This window comes from Candidatus Accumulibacter contiguus (genome assembly GCF_012940005.1).
GTDB lineage: Bacteria > Pseudomonadota > Gammaproteobacteria > Burkholderiales > Rhodocyclaceae > Accumulibacter > Accumulibacter contiguus.
Window position 1 is genome coordinate 1 of record NZ_SPMX01000019.1, and the last position, 16,693, is coordinate 16,693.

The 16,693-nt window shown below is 60.6% G+C and carries 12 protein-coding genes and 2 pseudogenes; 3 read left to right on the top strand and 11 right to left on the bottom strand.

The features are described from left to right. A pseudogene (locus E4Q08_RS08700) lies at positions 1 to 358 on the top strand (IS701 family transposase); the annotation flags it as partial. Here E4Q08_RS08700 and E4Q08_RS08705 read toward each other — a convergent pair. Next, positions 355 to 606, bottom strand: a complete 252-nt coding sequence (locus tag E4Q08_RS08705; protein WP_248594793.1) for a polyphosphate kinase 2 family protein — start codon at positions 604 to 606, stop codon at positions 355 to 357. The pseudogene E4Q08_RS08700 and the gene E4Q08_RS08705 sit on opposite strands and share 4 nt — an antisense overlap. Before the next feature lie 304 nt (positions 607 to 910). Here E4Q08_RS08705 and E4Q08_RS26050 point away from each other — a divergent pair. Together E4Q08_RS26050 and E4Q08_RS08715 are read left to right on the top strand one after the other, a co-directional pair. Further along, positions 911 to 1,308 (top strand): annotated as a pseudogene (locus tag E4Q08_RS26050) (adenylate/guanylate cyclase domain-containing protein); the annotation flags it as partial. Positions 1,309 to 1,627: 319 nt separating this feature from the next. Continuing rightward, complete coding sequence (locus E4Q08_RS08715; protein WP_169070100.1) at positions 1,628 to 2,455, top strand: PEP-CTERM sorting domain-containing protein; 828 nt, start codon at positions 1,628 to 1,630, stop codon at positions 2,453 to 2,455. Between the two features lie 11 nt (positions 2,456 to 2,466). Here E4Q08_RS08715 and E4Q08_RS08720 read toward each other — a convergent pair whose 3' ends face one another. The 10 genes from E4Q08_RS08720 to E4Q08_RS08760 all read right to left on the bottom strand — a co-directional run bounded on the left by E4Q08_RS08720 (position 2,467) and on the right by E4Q08_RS08760 (position 16,687). Next, complete coding sequence (locus tag E4Q08_RS08720) at positions 2,467 to 3,285, bottom strand: S1C family serine protease (protein ID WP_169070101.1); 819 nt, start codon at positions 3,283 to 3,285, stop codon at positions 2,467 to 2,469. Next, on the bottom strand, positions 3,282 to 4,214 hold the full coding sequence (locus E4Q08_RS08725) for a transglycosylase SLT domain-containing protein (RefSeq protein WP_169070102.1): 933 nt from the start codon (positions 4,212 to 4,214) through the stop codon (positions 3,282 to 3,284). The genes E4Q08_RS08720 and E4Q08_RS08725 overlap by 4 nt, the downstream gene beginning before the upstream one ends. Next, entirely contained in the window at positions 4,214 to 5,278 is a 1,065-nt protein-coding gene (locus E4Q08_RS08730) for an NAD-dependent epimerase/dehydratase family protein (protein WP_372703578.1), read from the bottom strand. The genes E4Q08_RS08725 and E4Q08_RS08730 overlap by 1 nt, the downstream gene beginning before the upstream one ends. Then, positions 5,266 to 6,546 carry a nucleotide sugar dehydrogenase gene (locus E4Q08_RS08735; protein WP_169070103.1) on the bottom strand — a complete coding sequence of 427 codons (1,281 nt, stop codon included), beginning with the start codon at positions 6,544 to 6,546 and terminating at the stop codon, positions 5,266 to 5,268. Before E4Q08_RS08735 ends, E4Q08_RS08730 begins: the two co-directional genes overlap by 13 nt. Positions 6,547 to 6,594: 48 nt before the next feature. Next, positions 6,595 to 9,378, bottom strand: coding sequence for an XrtA/PEP-CTERM system TPR-repeat protein PrsT (prsT, locus tag E4Q08_RS08740; protein WP_169070104.1), 2,784 nt, complete (start codon positions 9,376 to 9,378; stop codon positions 6,595 to 6,597). A 43-nt stretch (positions 9,379 to 9,421) separates the two neighbouring features. Then, the gene (prsR, locus tag E4Q08_RS08745) at positions 9,422 to 10,780 is read right to left on the bottom strand and encodes a PEP-CTERM-box response regulator transcription factor (RefSeq protein ID WP_034911672.1); all 1,359 of its coding nucleotides are present in this window, start codon (positions 10,778 to 10,780) and stop codon (positions 9,422 to 9,424) included. Next, positions 10,777 to 11,727, bottom strand: a complete 951-nt coding sequence (gene prsK / locus E4Q08_RS24555) for an XrtA/PEP-CTERM system histidine kinase PrsK (RefSeq protein ID WP_372703579.1) — start codon at positions 11,725 to 11,727, stop codon at positions 10,777 to 10,779. The genes prsR and prsK (E4Q08_RS24555) overlap by 4 nt, the downstream gene beginning before the upstream one ends. Further along, entirely contained in the window at positions 11,609 to 12,889 is a 1,281-nt protein-coding gene (gene prsK, locus E4Q08_RS24560; RefSeq protein ID WP_372703581.1) for an XrtA/PEP-CTERM system histidine kinase PrsK, read from the bottom strand. The genes prsK (E4Q08_RS24555) and prsK (E4Q08_RS24560) overlap by 119 nt, the downstream gene beginning before the upstream one ends. Before the next feature lie 61 nt (positions 12,890 to 12,950). Then, positions 12,951 to 14,333 carry a TIGR03013 family XrtA/PEP-CTERM system glycosyltransferase gene (locus tag E4Q08_RS08755; RefSeq protein ID WP_169070105.1) on the bottom strand — a complete coding sequence of 461 codons (1,383 nt, stop codon included), beginning with the start codon at positions 14,331 to 14,333 and terminating at the stop codon, positions 12,951 to 12,953. 308 nt (positions 14,334 to 14,641) lie between these two features. Next, positions 14,642 to 16,687, bottom strand: a complete 2,046-nt coding sequence (locus tag E4Q08_RS08760; protein ID WP_169070106.1) for an O-antigen ligase family protein — start codon at positions 16,685 to 16,687, stop codon at positions 14,642 to 14,644. Between the last annotated feature and the right edge of the window lie 6 nt (positions 16,688 to 16,693).

Genomic DNA, 16,693 nt, shown 5'->3' on the forward strand with positions numbered 1-16,693 from the left:
GGCACGCATGCAGGCACAGCGCCACTTCATCGAGCGCGCCTTCGAGAATGCGAAAGGTTGCTGTGGGATGGCCGACTACCAGGTACGCAAGTGGCGGGCTTGGTACAACCACATGGCGCTCGTCTGCGTTGCACTACTCTTTCTCGTCAAGGAGCGGCGGCAACACTCACCCTACGCCGAGTTACTGTCCTGTGCCGATGTCGTCGACATGCTCGTGGCGCAGCTCCCGGTGAAGATTCACGGTCGCGAAGACCTCGTGCGAATCATCGCCGAGCGTCATGCACGGCGACAAAGCGCCCGCGACAGCGCCTACCGAAGGCAGCCGCCAGCACCCAAAAATGCCATTAGAATCTGTTAATGTAGAAGTACATGCCGGATGACGCCATCCTTGCCGGCCGCGTCGAGCGCCTGCAGAACGATCAGCAACGACTGCTTGCCGTCGGCGTAGAGCAGGCCCTGCAGCTCATCCATGCGGGCGATATTTTTCTGGATCTCCGGCAGTGCCGTTTCACTGGAAACATGTTCACCCGTTTGCGACGGATCAATGCTGGCAAGGCTGACTTTCTCGCCGGGGCTGACGAAGAATTGTTTGCGGTAGTCCATCATTGGCTACTCCTCAACAGATCATGCAATGGTGGGACAGTGTCAGGACCCTCGAAATCTCGTACCCTTGGAAGTGCAAACTAACCGAGGGGGAAAGAAGAGTGCTCGAAAATCCTGCCAGGATTGACTATAGCCCAGATACGAGGCCGATGCCATCGCGCGCTGCCATATGACCGAAGCAATGGGACGAGCTGGTCTGAAAGCGCCTTTCTGCCGTCCATGAGAGGGGTTTGGCCCCTAAATTTTGCCGATTTCCATGCGCTCGGTGGGGAAGCAGAAGGCCTCGTTGGCCAAAATGAGAATTGCTGGGCTGGAAAAGATCAAGACGATTGGCGATGCGTACATGGTCGCAGCGGGCATTCCCGAAGCACGTCCCGATCACGCCGTCGCAGCCGCGGAACTGGCTTTGCAGATGCAGACGGCGATCAAGGATTTCCCTGGGCTGGAGATCCGTATCGGTATCAATTCGGGTGCAGTAGTGGCTGGCGTGATCGGGAAGAAGCGCTTCATCTAGGCGACACGGTCAATATCGCCGCGCGCATGGAATCGCAGGGAATATCCGGCGAGATTCAGATCAGCGACGTGACGCGCGCCTTGCTGCCACCCGACTTCATCTGCAAGGATCGTGGCGAGATTGCAGTCAAGGGCAAAGGCCGGATGCGCGTCTTTCTTCTCAAAGGCCGCGCGACACGGACCAATTCATAGAGGTTCTGCGGATCATGACCAAGCCAGGCAATCCCATCGCCGCCGCAATGCCCGGCCTGGTCTCGACAATCCATAGCTCGCTGGAACTACACAGTGTCCGAGAGAGAGTGCTCAGTTCACTGTCGAGAATTTTTACATACCGGCGGCCAAGCGTTGGGCTACGCGCGACATGAACGAGAAAGTCATTGATTATTTAATCAATTGCACCTCGCAATGAGTTCTGGCCTGATTTATGCTTAGGTATTTCCTGCAGGCGCGCGACGTAGCGAGAGCGCCCGAGACAACCATAGTCTGACAACCTTTCGAGAGGAGGATGAACATGAACATGACACTCCAGCGCGCAGTGGTCGCCAGCGCAGTGCTCGCAGCATTTGGCGCGACAAGCATTGCCAATGCGGCGACCTGCCTCACTAACCCTTCTGATGTAGTTGGCAACCCTGTTTTCAACGCTACCGTTAACACATTCATCGGGCTCGGCATCAACCCGGGAACGACTTGCATCGAAAACGCGGTGTGGACGGACCCGTCCGGGTTCGGACTCGGAACCTACCTCAAGGGCGCGGAAGGATTCGGGTACGGGTATGACCCGACGACGCTCGGGGCCTACAACGGAGCGGGTTCCCTTGCCGCCAATGCCAACCAACGCGACTTCTATTGGGTACAGGACACCTCTGCCAACGCCAATCCTGGCGGAGCTGTGGGTAGCGGGCCCTCGCAAGGCATCATCTGGGATCTCGGCGGGCAGGCAAATCAGGTTGCCGTGTTCGTGTTCGTTGATCATGGACCTGTGCCTCAGGAGGTGTTGGAAAACACGGCGTGGCTCTCCAACGATCCGGACGCTACCGATGCCGGCTGGACTCAGGCCAGCCTTGTGCATGTCTATGGCGGCGGCTGGTCGGCAGACCCCGACATTGCTGACGGCTTCGTTGCGGTTTACCAGTTGCCGAGTGCAGCGACCTTCCGCTATGTATCCGTGACTTGGGGTGGGCCAGGCGCCATCCAACGAGACAACGACAACGAGATCGATGCGGTAGGGGGGCTGAACTTTGACGGTGGCGGCATCAAAGTCCCGGAACCCGGCTCGGTCGCGCTTCTCGGCCTGGGTTTAGCAGGCCTGAGCACAATCCGGCGTCGCCGATCGACCTGATCGACAAGCTTTTACTTGATCTGCGCCATCAACTCGCGCAGGAAGCGCACGGGAATGGCAAAGCTGATTCCCGAGGGCTTGCTGAGGGTCGATTCCTTGTTTTCCTTGACGAACACCATGTTGATGATGCCGATCACCTCGCCACGGTTCGTTTCATAAAGCGGGCCGCCGCTGTTACCGGGATAGGCGGTCGCGTCGAGCTGATAAATGTCGAAGCTGCCGCTCCTGATCTGCTGCACCACCCTGGCGTTGAGCTGGCGTGCATTCGCACCGGGCAGCACGATTGGGGTAATCGACGAGATGATGCCGCGGTGGGTGACTGGTGAAAGACCCAATGCGCCGCCGATCGGAAAGCCGGTGAAAGCAACTGACTCTCCTTCCCTGACCGGCTCGGAATCGTGCAGGGTGAGCGCTGGTAAAGCCTGGCCGTCAATACGCAACAAGGCCAGATCGTGTCCCTTGTCGACCAGTACCACTCTCGCCTGGCGTTGCTGGGCCGCGGTGCTGGCCGAACGGAAGACGATCACCAGCGTCTCGCCAGCAGCCAAATTGAGTTCTTCCTGAATCACGTGCGCGTTGGTCGCCACCTGACGACCATCACCGACCACAAATCCGGTACCGCGCATCACGAACTGCGGACTGCGCGTCAGTTGATGGGTGCCGACGACCACCACCGCAGGCTTCACCCGTTCGATCACCTCGGGCAGATCTGCCGAGACGGATCCAGCGACCAACAGCAAGACAGTGAACCGCACGACAGTCGTCCGCCATCCCGGAACGGTCGCCTTGCTCGCAGCACGCCCGGAGAGCAGCAAGGACAGGAATCTCATCCCTGGGCTCCCTTGCCCAGGCGGATCCGTGGCAACTCCGGAGAAGGCGTGGTGATCCTGGCGTCGTAGGGATGGTCATCGCGTTTGAAGAGGCCGATGATCCGCTGCACGTAACCGCGTGTCTCGGCGTAGGGAGGAACGCCGCGGTAACGGTTGACGGCCCCTTCACCAGCGTTATAGGCGGCTGCCACCAGGCTGACATCGCCTTCGAAATAGGCCAGCAACCACCGCAGATAGGCCAGACCGCCGCGCAGGTTCTGTTCCGGATTAAAGGGGTTCTTGACGTTGAAGCGCGCCGAGGTATCGGGAATCAGCTGCATCAGCCCCTGTGCGTTCTTGTTCGACAGGGCTGCGGTGTTGAAATTGGATTCGGTCCGAATCACCGCCAAAGCCAGCCGCGGGCTGACTCCATATTCGGGTGCCAGCTGGTGCACCAGGCCGACGACCATTTTCTGCGCTTCATTGCGCGGCAGCATTTCATCCCCGCCATCTTCGGCAGGCGGCGGAAGCAGCGGGCGCATGCACTCCGGCACCTCCGGCGTCGGGTCGCCAACAAAACGCTGCATCTTCTGTGACTGCAGATGCCCCTGCTTGGCGGCCAGGCTGAAAAAATAGGCTGCCCTGGCATCATCGCGCTCGACGCCCCGCCCGTTGGCGTACATCCACCCGAGACTGAACTGGGCTTCCGGGTCACCAAGTCGGGCAGCATCACAATATAGCTTGACCGCCCGCGCGTAATCCCTGGGCACCCCTTCGCCATGTTCATGCGCCTGCGCTTCCTTGCGCAAAGCCAGCAGCCGCTCGGCGGCCGCTTCGCTGGGAACATCCGCGGCAGCGACAGAGGTGGCGAGAAGGAATCCCAGCATTCCGCAGTGCACCAGCACGCCACGGCGCAGCAGTGCCAGACATCGAAAACAGTCAGGTTCCATCAACGGACTCCGTCGGCCACGCCAAAGCGTGACACATACCATGGGATCGCCGCCTGAACGCCCTCTGCGAGCCGGTGACTCGGGAGATAATGGAGGAGGCGCCCGGCTTTGGCAATGTCGGCCTGCGAATGGCGAACGTCGCCCGGCCGGAAATCTGCATACGCCGGCTGCATTTGCATTACCTCCGGTCGAAATGTGGAGAGTGCATCACGCAGGATCTCGAACAGGCGATTCAGCGTGGTCCGATCATCCACTGCAACATTGTAGACCTGATTCAGCGCTGCCGGGTCGGTGGTCGTCGCTGCCAGCAGGTTGGCCTGCACGGCATTGTCCACGAAGCAGAAATCACGGCTGGTCTCTCCGTCACCGTTGATGGTCACCTGCTCGCCGAGCAGCAGCGCACGCGTCCAGCGGGGAATCACCGCGGCGTAAGCGCCTTCCGGATCCTGACGGGCACCGAACACGTTGAAATAGCGCAAACCGATGGACGGAAAGGCATAACAACGTGCGAAAACCTCGGCATACAGCTCGTTCACCAGTTTGCTGACGGCATACGGCGACAAGGGCCGACCGATACGGTCTTCGACCTTGGGCAGCGCCGGATGATCACCGTAGGTCGAACTCGACGCTGCATACACGAAACGCTTGACGCCGGCATCGCGGGCCGCCACCAGCAGGTTGAGAAAGCCATCGACATTGGCTGCGTTGGTCGCCACCGGATTCGCCAGAGAGCGTGGTACCGACCCCAGCGCCGCCTGATGCAGGACGAAATCGACCGTGCGGCAGGCCTCGTGACAGGCGTCGAGGTCGCAAATGTCGGCCTCGATGAAGCGGTGACGCAGCCACTGCTCGGGCGCCACCAGCGAGCGCACCTCGTCGAGATTGCGACGATGACCGGTGGCGAAATTATCGAGGCTGATCACCGTCTGGTCGAGCTTGAGCAAGGTCTCGACCAGATGCGAGCCGATGAAGCCGGCACTGCCGGTCACCAGCCAGCGCGCCGGCTGCGCCAGCAGCCGTGCGCCGAGTACTGCCGGCAAGGCTGTGGAACTCAGAGACGCCACACGGTTACCCCTTGCGCTGCCAGCTCGGCCTCGTTGAACATGCTTTTCACATCGGCGAGGACGCCGCCCGGCTGCAGTTTGCCGACGTAGGCGGCGAGCGGCCGCGCCTTGAACTGGCGATGGGCAACCGCCGCGACAATCGCCGCAGCAGCCGGTAGCTGCTCCCAGGTCGTCAGTTCGACGCCGTATTCCTTGCGGGCCTCGTCGGCGTCGGCAACCGGTTCATGCACCAGCACCTGCGCGCCATAGGATTCGAGCTCCCGGATCACATCGATGACGCGGGAGTTGCGGAGATCCGGGCAGTCTTCCTTGAAAGTCAGTCCGAGCACGATGATTGGCGCGCCCTTGACCTGCCAGCCGTTGCGAATCAACTGCTTGATGGTCTGCTCGGCAATGAATTTTCCCATCCCGTCATTGATTCGGCGTCCAGCGTTGATCACCTCCGGGTGATAGCCGAGCATCTCCGCCTTGTGCGTCAGGTAATACGGGTCGACACCAATGCAGTGGCCGCCAACGAGGCCGGGGCGGAAAGGCAGAAAATTCCATTTGCTGCCGGCCGCTTCCAGGACCTCCAGCGTATCAATACCAATGCGATCGAAAATGATCGCCAACTCGTTCATCAAGGCGATATTCAGGTCCCGCTGCGTGTTCTCGATGACCTTGGCGGCCTCGGCCACCTTGATGCTCGAAGCCGGATAAACGCCGGCAGTGATCACGCTGCCATAGACCTCCCTGACCCGCTGCAGCGTTTCCGGGGTGTCCCCGGAAACCACCTTGACGATTTTCGTCAGCGTCCGCTCCTTGTCGCCTGGGTTGATCCGCTCCGGCGAATAACCGACAAAGAAGTCCTCTTTCCATTTCATCCCGGAAGATTTCTCGATGATCGGGATGCAGACTTCTTCGGTCGCACCGGGATAGACCGTCGATTCGAAAACCACCGTCGCACCACGCTTCAGGTTCCTGCCGACCGCCTCCGATGAACCGATCAATGGTCCGAAATCCGGTTGATGCGCCTGATCGACGGGCGTCGGGACGGCCACAATCACGAAATCCGCCTCTCTCAGGGCAGCCGCATCGGTGCCGACTTCCAGATGAATCGCCGCCTTGAGATCGGCGCTGCTCACCTCGCCGGTGGGATCGACATGCTGTCGATAGTGCGCCACCTTGTTTGCCGACAGATCGTAACCGATCGTTCGACGCTGCTTGCCGAACTCGACGGCCAGCGGTAAACCGACATAACCCAAACCCACCACAGCCACAATAGTCATCAGTTTTCCATTCTCAGATTGCTATTCGTTTTCAGCCACGCCGGCTTCCTACAGACCCTTGAGCAACTGCGCGACTTCTGCCTGCGCCGGGAACTTGTCGCCCAGCTTGGCGAGCTGATCCAGTTCGCTTCTGGCCTCGCTGTTCTTCCCGGCCTTGATCAGTGCCCTGGCGTAGTTGAGACGAATCTGCGACGCCTGTGGGGCCAGTTCCAGGGCCTTCTTGAACAGTCCCAGCGCGCGTGCGGCATCGCCCTTGTCCATCAGCAGAACCGCCAGGGTATCCAGCAGCGCCGGTTGATCGGGCGCCAGCTTGTTGGCCTTTTCGGCATACTCGATCGCCTTCGGGTCCTTGAGCTGGCCGGCGACCCAGGCCATGTTGTTGAGCACGACAGGGTTTTCCGGCTGTGCCTCGAGAAGAATGCGGTACTGTCGGGCGGCACCGGCATAGTCCTTGCGCGCGCCCGACATCTCGGCCAGATAGAGACGGAAGCGGTTGTCCTTGGCATGTTCCTTGAGCCACGTTTCAGCGAACTTGTCGGCCTCGGCAGTGTTACCGCCGGCCAGCAGTGCGGTATGCAGCTTGACCGCCAGATCGGCCGATGGAGCTTCCTTGAGACCGACACGATAGGCCGCTGCGGCCTCCACCCAGGCCTTCTTCGCCGCGTGTGCGTCACCCTCGAATAGGTAGCCGATGGCCTCCTTGGGCCTCTGCTTCTGTACTTCGCGAGCGACCTCGAGTGCTTCCTTGCTGCGACCGGCGTCGAGATCGAGGAGCATGATTCCGCGCTGTGCCTCCAGCGAATCCGGCTTGACCTGCAACGCCTTTTGCAGATTCTGCAGCGCGGCGTCCTTGTTTTTCGCCGCCACCTGAATCTCGGCCATGCGCAGATAGGGCAGGGGCGAATTGGGTTGCAAGGCAGCCATCTTGCCATAGGTAGCCAGCGCCTGATTGTAGTCCTCGGCGGCTTGCTGGGCGCGTCCGGCCGCATCCAGGATTTCCGGCCGTTCCGGTAGCGCGGCGACAGCCTCCTGGGCAGCAGAAAGCGCGCTCTTGGTCTCTTTCTTGCCCAGATACAGGCCGATCAGCGCCAGACGCGGTGCTGGGTCGGTCGGATTTGCCGTCACCGCCTTGCCGATCAGAGTCGCGATCTCTGCGGTCGTGCCACCCGCTTTTGCACGCAGTTGGGCGAGCGCCATGAACGCCTGCACATTCTTCGGATCTTTCTCGAGCACCGATTCGAAACGCTTCCTGGCGTCCTCCGGCTTCTTCTCGTTGAGATCCAGATTGGCCAGATTGGCGGCTGCCGGAAAGTAAGCCGGGTTCAGGGCCAGAGCCTTCTCGAAGCTCTTGCGGGCAGCCGCGGCATCGCGCTTGCCGAGCAGCGCCGTACCACGCAGATTGTGCGTCAGCGGGTTATCCGGCTGTTTCTTCTCGAGTACTGCGATGGCCTTGAGTGCCTGATCGAATTCGCGGCGCTGCAGGTGCGCCGCGATCAGGGCCAGATCTGCCCGGCTGCCGGTATCGGCTGCCGCCACCTGCTCGAGATCGCGGAATGCCACATCGCTGTCGCCTTTCGCCATGTTGACCATCGCCAGCGAGGTGCGCTTGGCAGGGTTTTTCGGGTCGAGTGCTGTGGCCTTGGCAAAATAGGTGCCGGCCTTGTCGACCTGCCCATTCTGCAGAAACACCTGCCCAGCCAACGCCAGCATGTTCGAATCCTTGTCGATCTTGTCGAGGACCGGTTCCAGAACGCCTAGAGCCTTGCTCGGCTGGGCATTGCGCAGGTAGCTGGCGATCAGGACGCGACGCGCGATGCTCAGTGGTGGTGTCCGCGGCAGCGCCTTGAGCAGGTAGGCCTCGGCCTGCGGGAAAGCCTGTGAGTCGTACTCGATCAGGCCCGCCAGTTGCAGGCCCAGAGGACTCTCCGGAACCACCTTGAGATGCAGGAGGATGGCGTCTCTGGCCGCCGCATAGTCCTTCTGCTGGTAAGCCAGCATGGCCCGCAGGTATTGGGTTTGCGGATGATTGGGGGCAATCTGCTTGAGCACCTCAATCTGTTTGCCGGCATCGTCGAGTTTGCCTTCCGCCAGCAGAATCCTGACGATCGCCGAATGCGCCGGCAGATAGTCCGGTTTGATTTCCAGCGCTTTCCGATAGGCATTCGTCGCTGCCGCGGCGTCGCCTTGGGCGGCAAACAGATCCCCCTTGAGTTGCCAGGCATCATACAGCCTGGGTTGTTTCTCCAGTGCCGAGTCGAGCAAGGCCAATGCACCTGGCAGGTCGCCGCGGCCTGCTTTCAGTCGTGCCTCACCGAGCAAGGCGGGGGCATGACCCGGTTGCGCCACCACCGCGGCGGCGTACGCCGCTGCAGCCTGCTCCTCCTTGCCCTGCATCAGGTAGGCCTGACCCACCGAAGTCTGCAAGTCGGCCTTTGCCTCCGGCGTGGTGAGCTGGACCTTGGCCAGTTCTTCGGTCACTTTCTCGGGCTGCCCGAGCATCAGCATGGTGCGCGCCAACAGCGGCGTCACCTGATCAGCCGGATAGTTCAAGTTCTGCGCCTTGCGCAACTCGACTTCAGCACCGGTCGGGTCGCCGCCTTCGAGCAGCGCCTTGGCAAGCAGGAAACGCGCTTCTGGAAGTTGCGGGTCCTGCTGCAAGGCATTTTTCAGCTGGATTGCGGCGGCCTTGTGGTCGTTCTTCGCCAGAAATGCCTTCGCCGAACTGAGCATGGTCTCCGGCTTCTCGCCACCGCAACCCACCAGCAGGAGAGTGGCCAGCAGTGCCGAAGCGGTGGCTTTGCGCAGCAGGTGCATCGAGTTACGAGTATTCATCAGAGTCCCCCCATGAGTTCGATCAATGTTTCCAGGAAAAACACTATTTCAGCCCGAATCTGTGCATCATGTCGTACAGGGTCGGACGGCTGACGCCGAGCAACTCGGCGGCACGAACGACGTTCCCGTCGGCGCGCGCCAGGGCGGTGATGATCACGCGTCGTTCGGCATGATCACGCGCATGCCGCAGGTCCAGCTTGATCGCTTCCTCCTGCTCCGCACCCGACAAACCGATGTCATCAGCGGTAATCTGGTTCCCATCGGCCATGATCACCGCCCGCTTGATGCAGTTCTCCAGTTCGCGCACGTTTCCCGGCCAGGGGTGCGCTTCTATCATGCGTACGGCGTCCTCGCGCAAAGTCATGTTGCTGCGATTGTTCTCGGCCGCAAACCGCCGCAGGAAGGCGTGCGCCAGCAAAGCAGCGTCGCCGGAGCGGGCGCGCAAGGGCGGAATATTCACGACGATCTCTGCCAGGCGATAGTACAAATCCTCGCGAAAACGTCCCTCATTGATCAGGAACTTGAGATTCTGGTGCGTCGCGCAGACGATTCGGACGTTGACCGGGATTTCTTGCCGCCCGCCCAGCCTTTCGATGACGCGCTCCTGCAGAAAACGCAGCAACTTGGCTTGCAGGGAGTGCGGGAGGTCACCGATCTCGTCGAGCATCAGCGTGCCGTTGTTGGCCGATTCGATCTTGCCCGGGGTTGTTTTTGCAGCCCCGGTGAAAGCCCCTTTTTCGTAACCAAAGAGTTCGCTCTCCAGCAAGTTGTCCGGAATGGCCGCGCAGTTGATGGCCACGAAGCGCTCGCGTCGCCTTGGCGACGCCTCATGCACACCGCGCGCCAGAAGTTCCTTGCCGGTGCCGCTTTCGCCAAGCAACAATACCGTTGCGTCGGTGACGCCCACTCGCTCGATGGTGCGACAGACGCGCAGCAACTCCGGGTCACGGGTGATCAGACCGGACAGCACGTCGGGTTGCTGCATCGCCAGCAGTCGCACGTTCTCCTGTTGCAGTTCATGGAGACGGTAGGCTCGCTGGATGGTGAGGCCAAGCATCTCGATCTCGAATGGTTTGGCGAAGAAGTCATAGGCACCCAGAGCAATCGCACGCAGCGCGTTGGCGCGATCGTTCTGACCGGTGAGGACGATGATCTTGGTATCCGGCGCCAGCGTCAGGATCTCTTCGAGCAACTTGAAACCTTCGGAGACGGAATCCGGGTCTGGCGGCAACCCGAGATCCATGGTCACCACCGGCGGCTGATAGCGTCGCACCAGCTGCAGCGCACTCTCACGATCATCCGCGGTGAGTGCTTCGTACTGGTCGAAAGCCCAGCGAATCTGTTTCTGCAGTGCTCGGTCGTCCTCGACGATCAACAGGTGCGGCAGCTTCTCTGTGCTCATTCTGATTCCTTCAGCAAGTCAGGGGACGCTGTGGCGTGTCCAACCTCAAACAATGGCAACAACAGGTCCACCTGCGTGCCGACATCAACAGCACTATCGACCGAAACCTTGCCGCCCAGTTCATGAATGTACTGAAAGCTTTCGTAAGCGCCAATCCCCATCCCCGTCGGCTTGGTGGTCTGGAAAGGCTTGAACAGGCGCTCGCGAACAAATTCGGGGCTCATGCCGTGCCCGCTGTCGCCTACTTCGACCAGGGCCTGTGTTCCTTGCCGGGCCAGTCTGACCCACACGCGCCCACGGTGCTCGGTGGCATCCAGTGCATTCTGCACCAGATGGCCGATCACCCGCTCAATGCGGTCTTCATGCCCGCGGGCGACCAGTCTCTCCTCGATCTTCAACTCGATATCCCGCCCCTGCCCGGATTTGGCGGTCTGAATCCGCCGCAGCACATCTGCCAGATCAATACCACGCGGACCGTCAAGCGGCGTCGCGCCTTCGCGTAATTGCATCATCAGCTTGCGCATCCGCTCGACGGAATGTTCAACGGTCATCAGCATGTCTTTCTGAAACTCCGGGTTGTCCCGATGGCGCTCGGCATTCTTGAGCATCAGCGACAACTGGGTGATGATGTTCTTGAGATCATGCACGACAAAGGCCGACATGCGGTTGAACGAGTCGAACTTCCGCACCTCGAGCAGAGCTTCACTGGCCTGCATCTGGCCGAGAAAGGCACCGGCCTGGCGAGCAGCCGTCTTCAGCAGATCATTGACCTCCCAATTGACATCGATTCTGGCGCGGGCCGTCGCCAGCACCACGAAGGCGATCAGTTCATTCCCGGTCGTCAGAGGCACCACCAGCCACGCATTCGGCACTTCGACCAGCCAGGCAGGGATCTCGAGACCATCGTAACGACGCGGCAGAGAACGATACTCTTCGAGGTTGATCACCCAGCCGCTGTCGAACAGAAAGCTGCACAAAGGGCTCCCCACATCCTCGGTCGCCGACGAGGTGGGCATGTTCCAGCACGCGGCCTGCGCAAAAAAAACGACCCGATGGGTCTTTCAACCACAACGCACCACTCGGACTCTCGACCATGTCGGCCAGGCCACGCACCACATGCCGCCCCATGCTGGAGAAGCCGCCCTGTGAGGAAAGTGTCTGGGTAAAGCGCAGCCACTCCTCACGGTAGTCGTATCGGTAGCTGAAGAAATGCTTGCCCACCTGCACTCGCAGGCGCGCCCGCATCGAACCCGAAATAGTCAGTCCCGCCAACACCAGCAATGCCGCAAAGAGCAGCGCCAACTGCAATGCCCGCCCCCATTCGCCACCAAAGAAACGCACGTAATAGCCGGCAGCCGCCATGAACAGCAGATAGACGCCGACGATCAGCAGCGTTGCCGACTGCAGAGCGGCATGCTGCGACATCACCAGGCGTCTCTTCCAGTCATGGCTGCGAATCGCCGACAACGCCACCAGTGGCAAACCCAGGGCATGCGCAAAGCCGCGGATACTGAAGGCGTCTGCATCAATCCGGTTGAACAGCAGCGCGTCCGAGTACAGGTACAGGTCGAACAGGAAAACACCGCCAAGCCCGAGACACAAGGGCTTGATACTCCAGCGAAAGTCGGGAGAAACATTGCGGAACAGGCGCTCGACCAGCACCAGGCCGAAGACGCTCATCGCCAGGGATGCAAACAGAACCAGCCGTTGTGACGGCACCACGAGATCAATACCGAGTACCAGCAGGAGCTGCGAGGCGAAAGCAAGAACGAAGAGCAGCAGCGCGCAGCCGCTCAACCAGCCAAAGCGCGCCGGCGCCCGCTCGCCGTCTGTCGGTTCCGGTTTCATCAGGACGAAGAGAAAGAAATACCAGCCGCCGAAGCGCAGTACATCGGCCAACAGGCTGCCGGCGAGAAAAACCGCCGCTCCGGTCAGGGCAAAGGCCAGAGCCAACCCGCCCCATAGCGCGCTCAGGCTTACCGCCAGAAACATCGCACGACTGCGACCACCGGTGCGCCAGCCGGAAGCCAGGTAGAGCGTCAGGAAGGCCGCCAGAACTGCCGCCAGCCCGTAACTCCAGGCAGCGATCATTGCCATCTTGTTGTCCATCACCGTCGCCTGCTCTTTCGCAGCATGATCAGCGGACAGGAGGCAAGCCGCAGCACACTATTCATCGAGCGCCCTTGCCGGTCAAGACCACGCCGATGGTTTCGAAGAGAATGACCACATCAAGGAACAGACTGTGGTTCTTGACATAATACAGATCGTATTGCAGCTTCTGAACAGCATCATCGATCGTCGACCCGTAGTGGTAACTCACCTGCGCCCAGCCGGTGAGCCCTGGTTTGACGCTATGTCGTACAGCGAAAAACGGAATGTCGCGTGTCAGCTGGTCGACAAAATAGGGGCGCTCCGGACGTGGCCCAACCAGGCTCATATCCCCCGTCAACACGTTGTACAACTGCGGCAATTCGTCGATACGCAGCTTGCGCAGGATCCGACCGACGCGCGTCACACGATCATCATCGACCATCGCCCAGCGTGGCTTGCCGTCACTCTCGGCATCGTTGCGCATGCTGCGAAATTTGATGATCCTGAACAAACGACCCTCGAGACCGACCCGCTCCTGCCGATAAAAGACCGAAAACCCGTCTTCCAGGACGATCAGGATCGCTGCCAGCAGCATCACCGGCATGGCAAGCAGCAGCAGTGAGGACGCCACCACGACATCGAACAAGCGCTTGATACTCGTCCGCCGCCAGCTCTGCCGGAAGCCATCACCAAAAATCAGCCAGCCGACACGCAGGGAATCAAGACGAATCTGCCCAAGGGCACGTTCGAAATAGCTTGCCAGGTCGAGCACCCGGACACCGGACAGCTTGCAGTCCAGGAGTTCGCGCAAGGGAAGTGCGCCACCGCGGCGCTCACGCACGGCAACGATGATCTCGTCGACTCGCAGGGCATGCGCCGTGTCGGAGAGCGACCGATCCTGAGAAAGGATCACCTGGGAAGGGACGACGACCTCCATGTCGCTGCCCGACGGATAGAAGCCAACGATCTGAATATCCGGATCCGATTTACGCAGAACGCGGCCGACGTTTTCCGCTTCCTCACCAACCCCGAAAACCAGTACGCGGTGACTCAGCAAGGAACTCGATCGACTGTGCGCCAGATGCACGCGCCGCACCAGCGTTGCAAAAATGGCCGCCAGGCCGGACAGCAACATGAAACTGCGATCGACCTCGGCCACCGATAGCAGCGAAAACACTACATACGCCAGCGGAATCGCCAGGTAGAGAGACAGCACCGCGCGTGCCTGGGTCTCTTCCCTGGTGCGGCTATGAACCCGCTGATAGATACCCAGCCAGGCATTCAGGACGATCATCGTGAGCGCAAAAATCACGGCATAGAAAGCGACTCTCTCCAGTGCGAGCGGAGCGCCATGCCCGATCCACATGGCGGCAAGGATCACACACGCGACCGGGAACATCAGGTCGACGGCAACCTGGGCAAGCGTCTTCCGGTGAAACCAATGATTGAACACCTTGATCACGATAGACTCCTTGCAAGCATAAACCTGAAAACTTCTCGTTATGACCGATGCTCGGAGAGCTGCTTCACATCAGGAAAGCTCGGCAAATGTCACGAGACGAAGGCTATCACTGCAGATATGTAGAGACCGTGACCTAATGCACAAGCCGGGGACAATACCAGGGGTAACAAGCCGTGCTGTGCATGGTGAAAAGTAAGATGCTGCTTTCAAAAAAACCAGATAAGCATAGGATAGAAAAAGATATTTTATAAATTGAATGGCTGATTTATGCTGGGATTATACATTGGGCGGCAACTTTCTGGGGGTTTTCAGGAATACGGGGAGGCGCGTGGAATGCCTGCAGGGGAACGCCCTTCGAGAAACAGGGCAAAGCATAACAGCAAGTAGAACAGGAAAGCAGACCTCGGCATATCCAGGACACTTGAGAACACCCCGACGACCGTACAAGCAGCCAGGGCCGCCAGCAAGTAAGGTGCGAGGACATGCGCGCGTCCGCGACCCTGCAGCAGATTGGCAAACGCCATGCCCAGCAGGCCGAGCAGCAGAAGCAGGCCAACGGCTCCCTGATCAATCAGCATCTCGAGGAACAGGCTGTCGACATGCCACGGCAGGAAGTAATGGCGACCGGCAAAAAACCAGTGCGCCATGCCGCCGGAAAAATCACCGTTGCCGAGTAGTTGATGGCCATCCGCAGCGAGAACGCTCAGATGATCCACATCGACGAAATCCGCCCCCCCCTCCAGCCGTAGCGAGAGAAATCCCGGCCACGATGCCGGCCAGCCTCGGGACCAGCCCTTGGGCGCAGTGAGGGTCACAACGAAATGCTGCCATTCATCGTCCGTACTCGGCAAGGCCAGGCCAGCCTGCGCGCAGGCCGCGGCATACAGAAGATGCTGCTGGCACAAGCCCACGCGCAGTCTCGCTGGCTGCGGCGCGTGCAGATCCATCGCCAGCGTATAAGTGCTCCCTGCAACAAGCTCCGGAACGCGTTGAAGCAGTTCGAAAGCGCCACCAGCACGTACGCTGTGGGGCGTTCGGAAAATGCGCAGATGGCTCCCCTCGCCTGCTTCGACGATCCGCAGGCGACCTGGCAGCGCACGTCCGGGAACGGTCTGTGAATAGTTTGCCGGGAAACGCCCGAGCCCTCTGCCCAGCAGCCATTCCGATGGCGCACGCAGCAGGCTCAGGCCCTCTTGCCAGTGCTGCACGCGGCCACCCAGATCGCGCTCGCCGGCCGACACCCTGCTGCCCATAAAATCCCCCAGGCACAGGACCGCGAGAACCTCAAGGATCAGTACACCGACCAGCACCCGAGTTCCCCTCCGCCGCCAAGGCTCCGGCTCGGGGACTCTGGCGGTGGCGGCAGGCCCGATGGCGCACGCCAGCCGAGATCGCCGCAACCAGGGCGCCGGCAAGCGCCAGGCGAGGACGACCAAGGACACGCCGACACCCAGATATACGGCACGAGAAAAAGTGGTCAGGCAGGCATGGCCAGCGACCACCGCCAGGCACGCAGCGACCGCCCAGCGCCATCGGGTGCGCGCGTGCACCACTGCATAGGCCGCAAACGGCACCGCCAGAGCGAGGAAAGCATCGATTGCCGCACCACCGACATGCATTTCCCAGAATAGCGCGGTGCTGCGATAAGGCGTTGAAAAATCAAGCAATCCTGGATACCCCTTACGTTCCCATACGACGGCCAGGCCGACCACGCCCAGGCCACTCGCCATCCCGGCCGCCAAGCCTTGCCCCGCCAGTACCGATCCCGCCAGCATCTGGCTCCGCAAGGCCGGTAACAAGAGCAGCACCAGAAAGAAGCTCTTGGCCGTGCGCAGACTATTCAAGGGCTCTTCATACCCCTGAAACCACCCCAGGGAAAAGCCGCCGGCATCGGCCAGTCCGTGCAGCGTTGCCCACAGGTAGGACATTGCCAGCGCGCCGATCCCGATCTTCGTCCAGCCGAAAGACTTTGTCTGCTCAGGCTCCCGGCGCGAGTCAACGGATGGACTCGCGAAGCACTGCGGCCCGGCGGACTGCTCGGTAACCGCCTGGGGTTGCGACATGCACCGTAATCGTCTGGCTGCCATGCGCGCATGGCAGCCAGCCGCCGCGCCAAGCACCAGCAAGTCGAACTCATCGATGCCGATCCATCCGGTCCACGCGGAAAAACTGGCGGCTGGCAACAGTGCCGGTAGAACGAACAGCCAGATGTCCGGGCGCCAGCAGACGGCCAGGCACCAGGCGACAAAAAGTCCGCTCAACAATGCCGGCCACAGCGGATGATGAACTGCAATACCAGCGCCGAGGAGAGTGGCCAGCGTCGCCAGCGCGCCCTGCATCAAGGTTAGCGCCAACTTCCC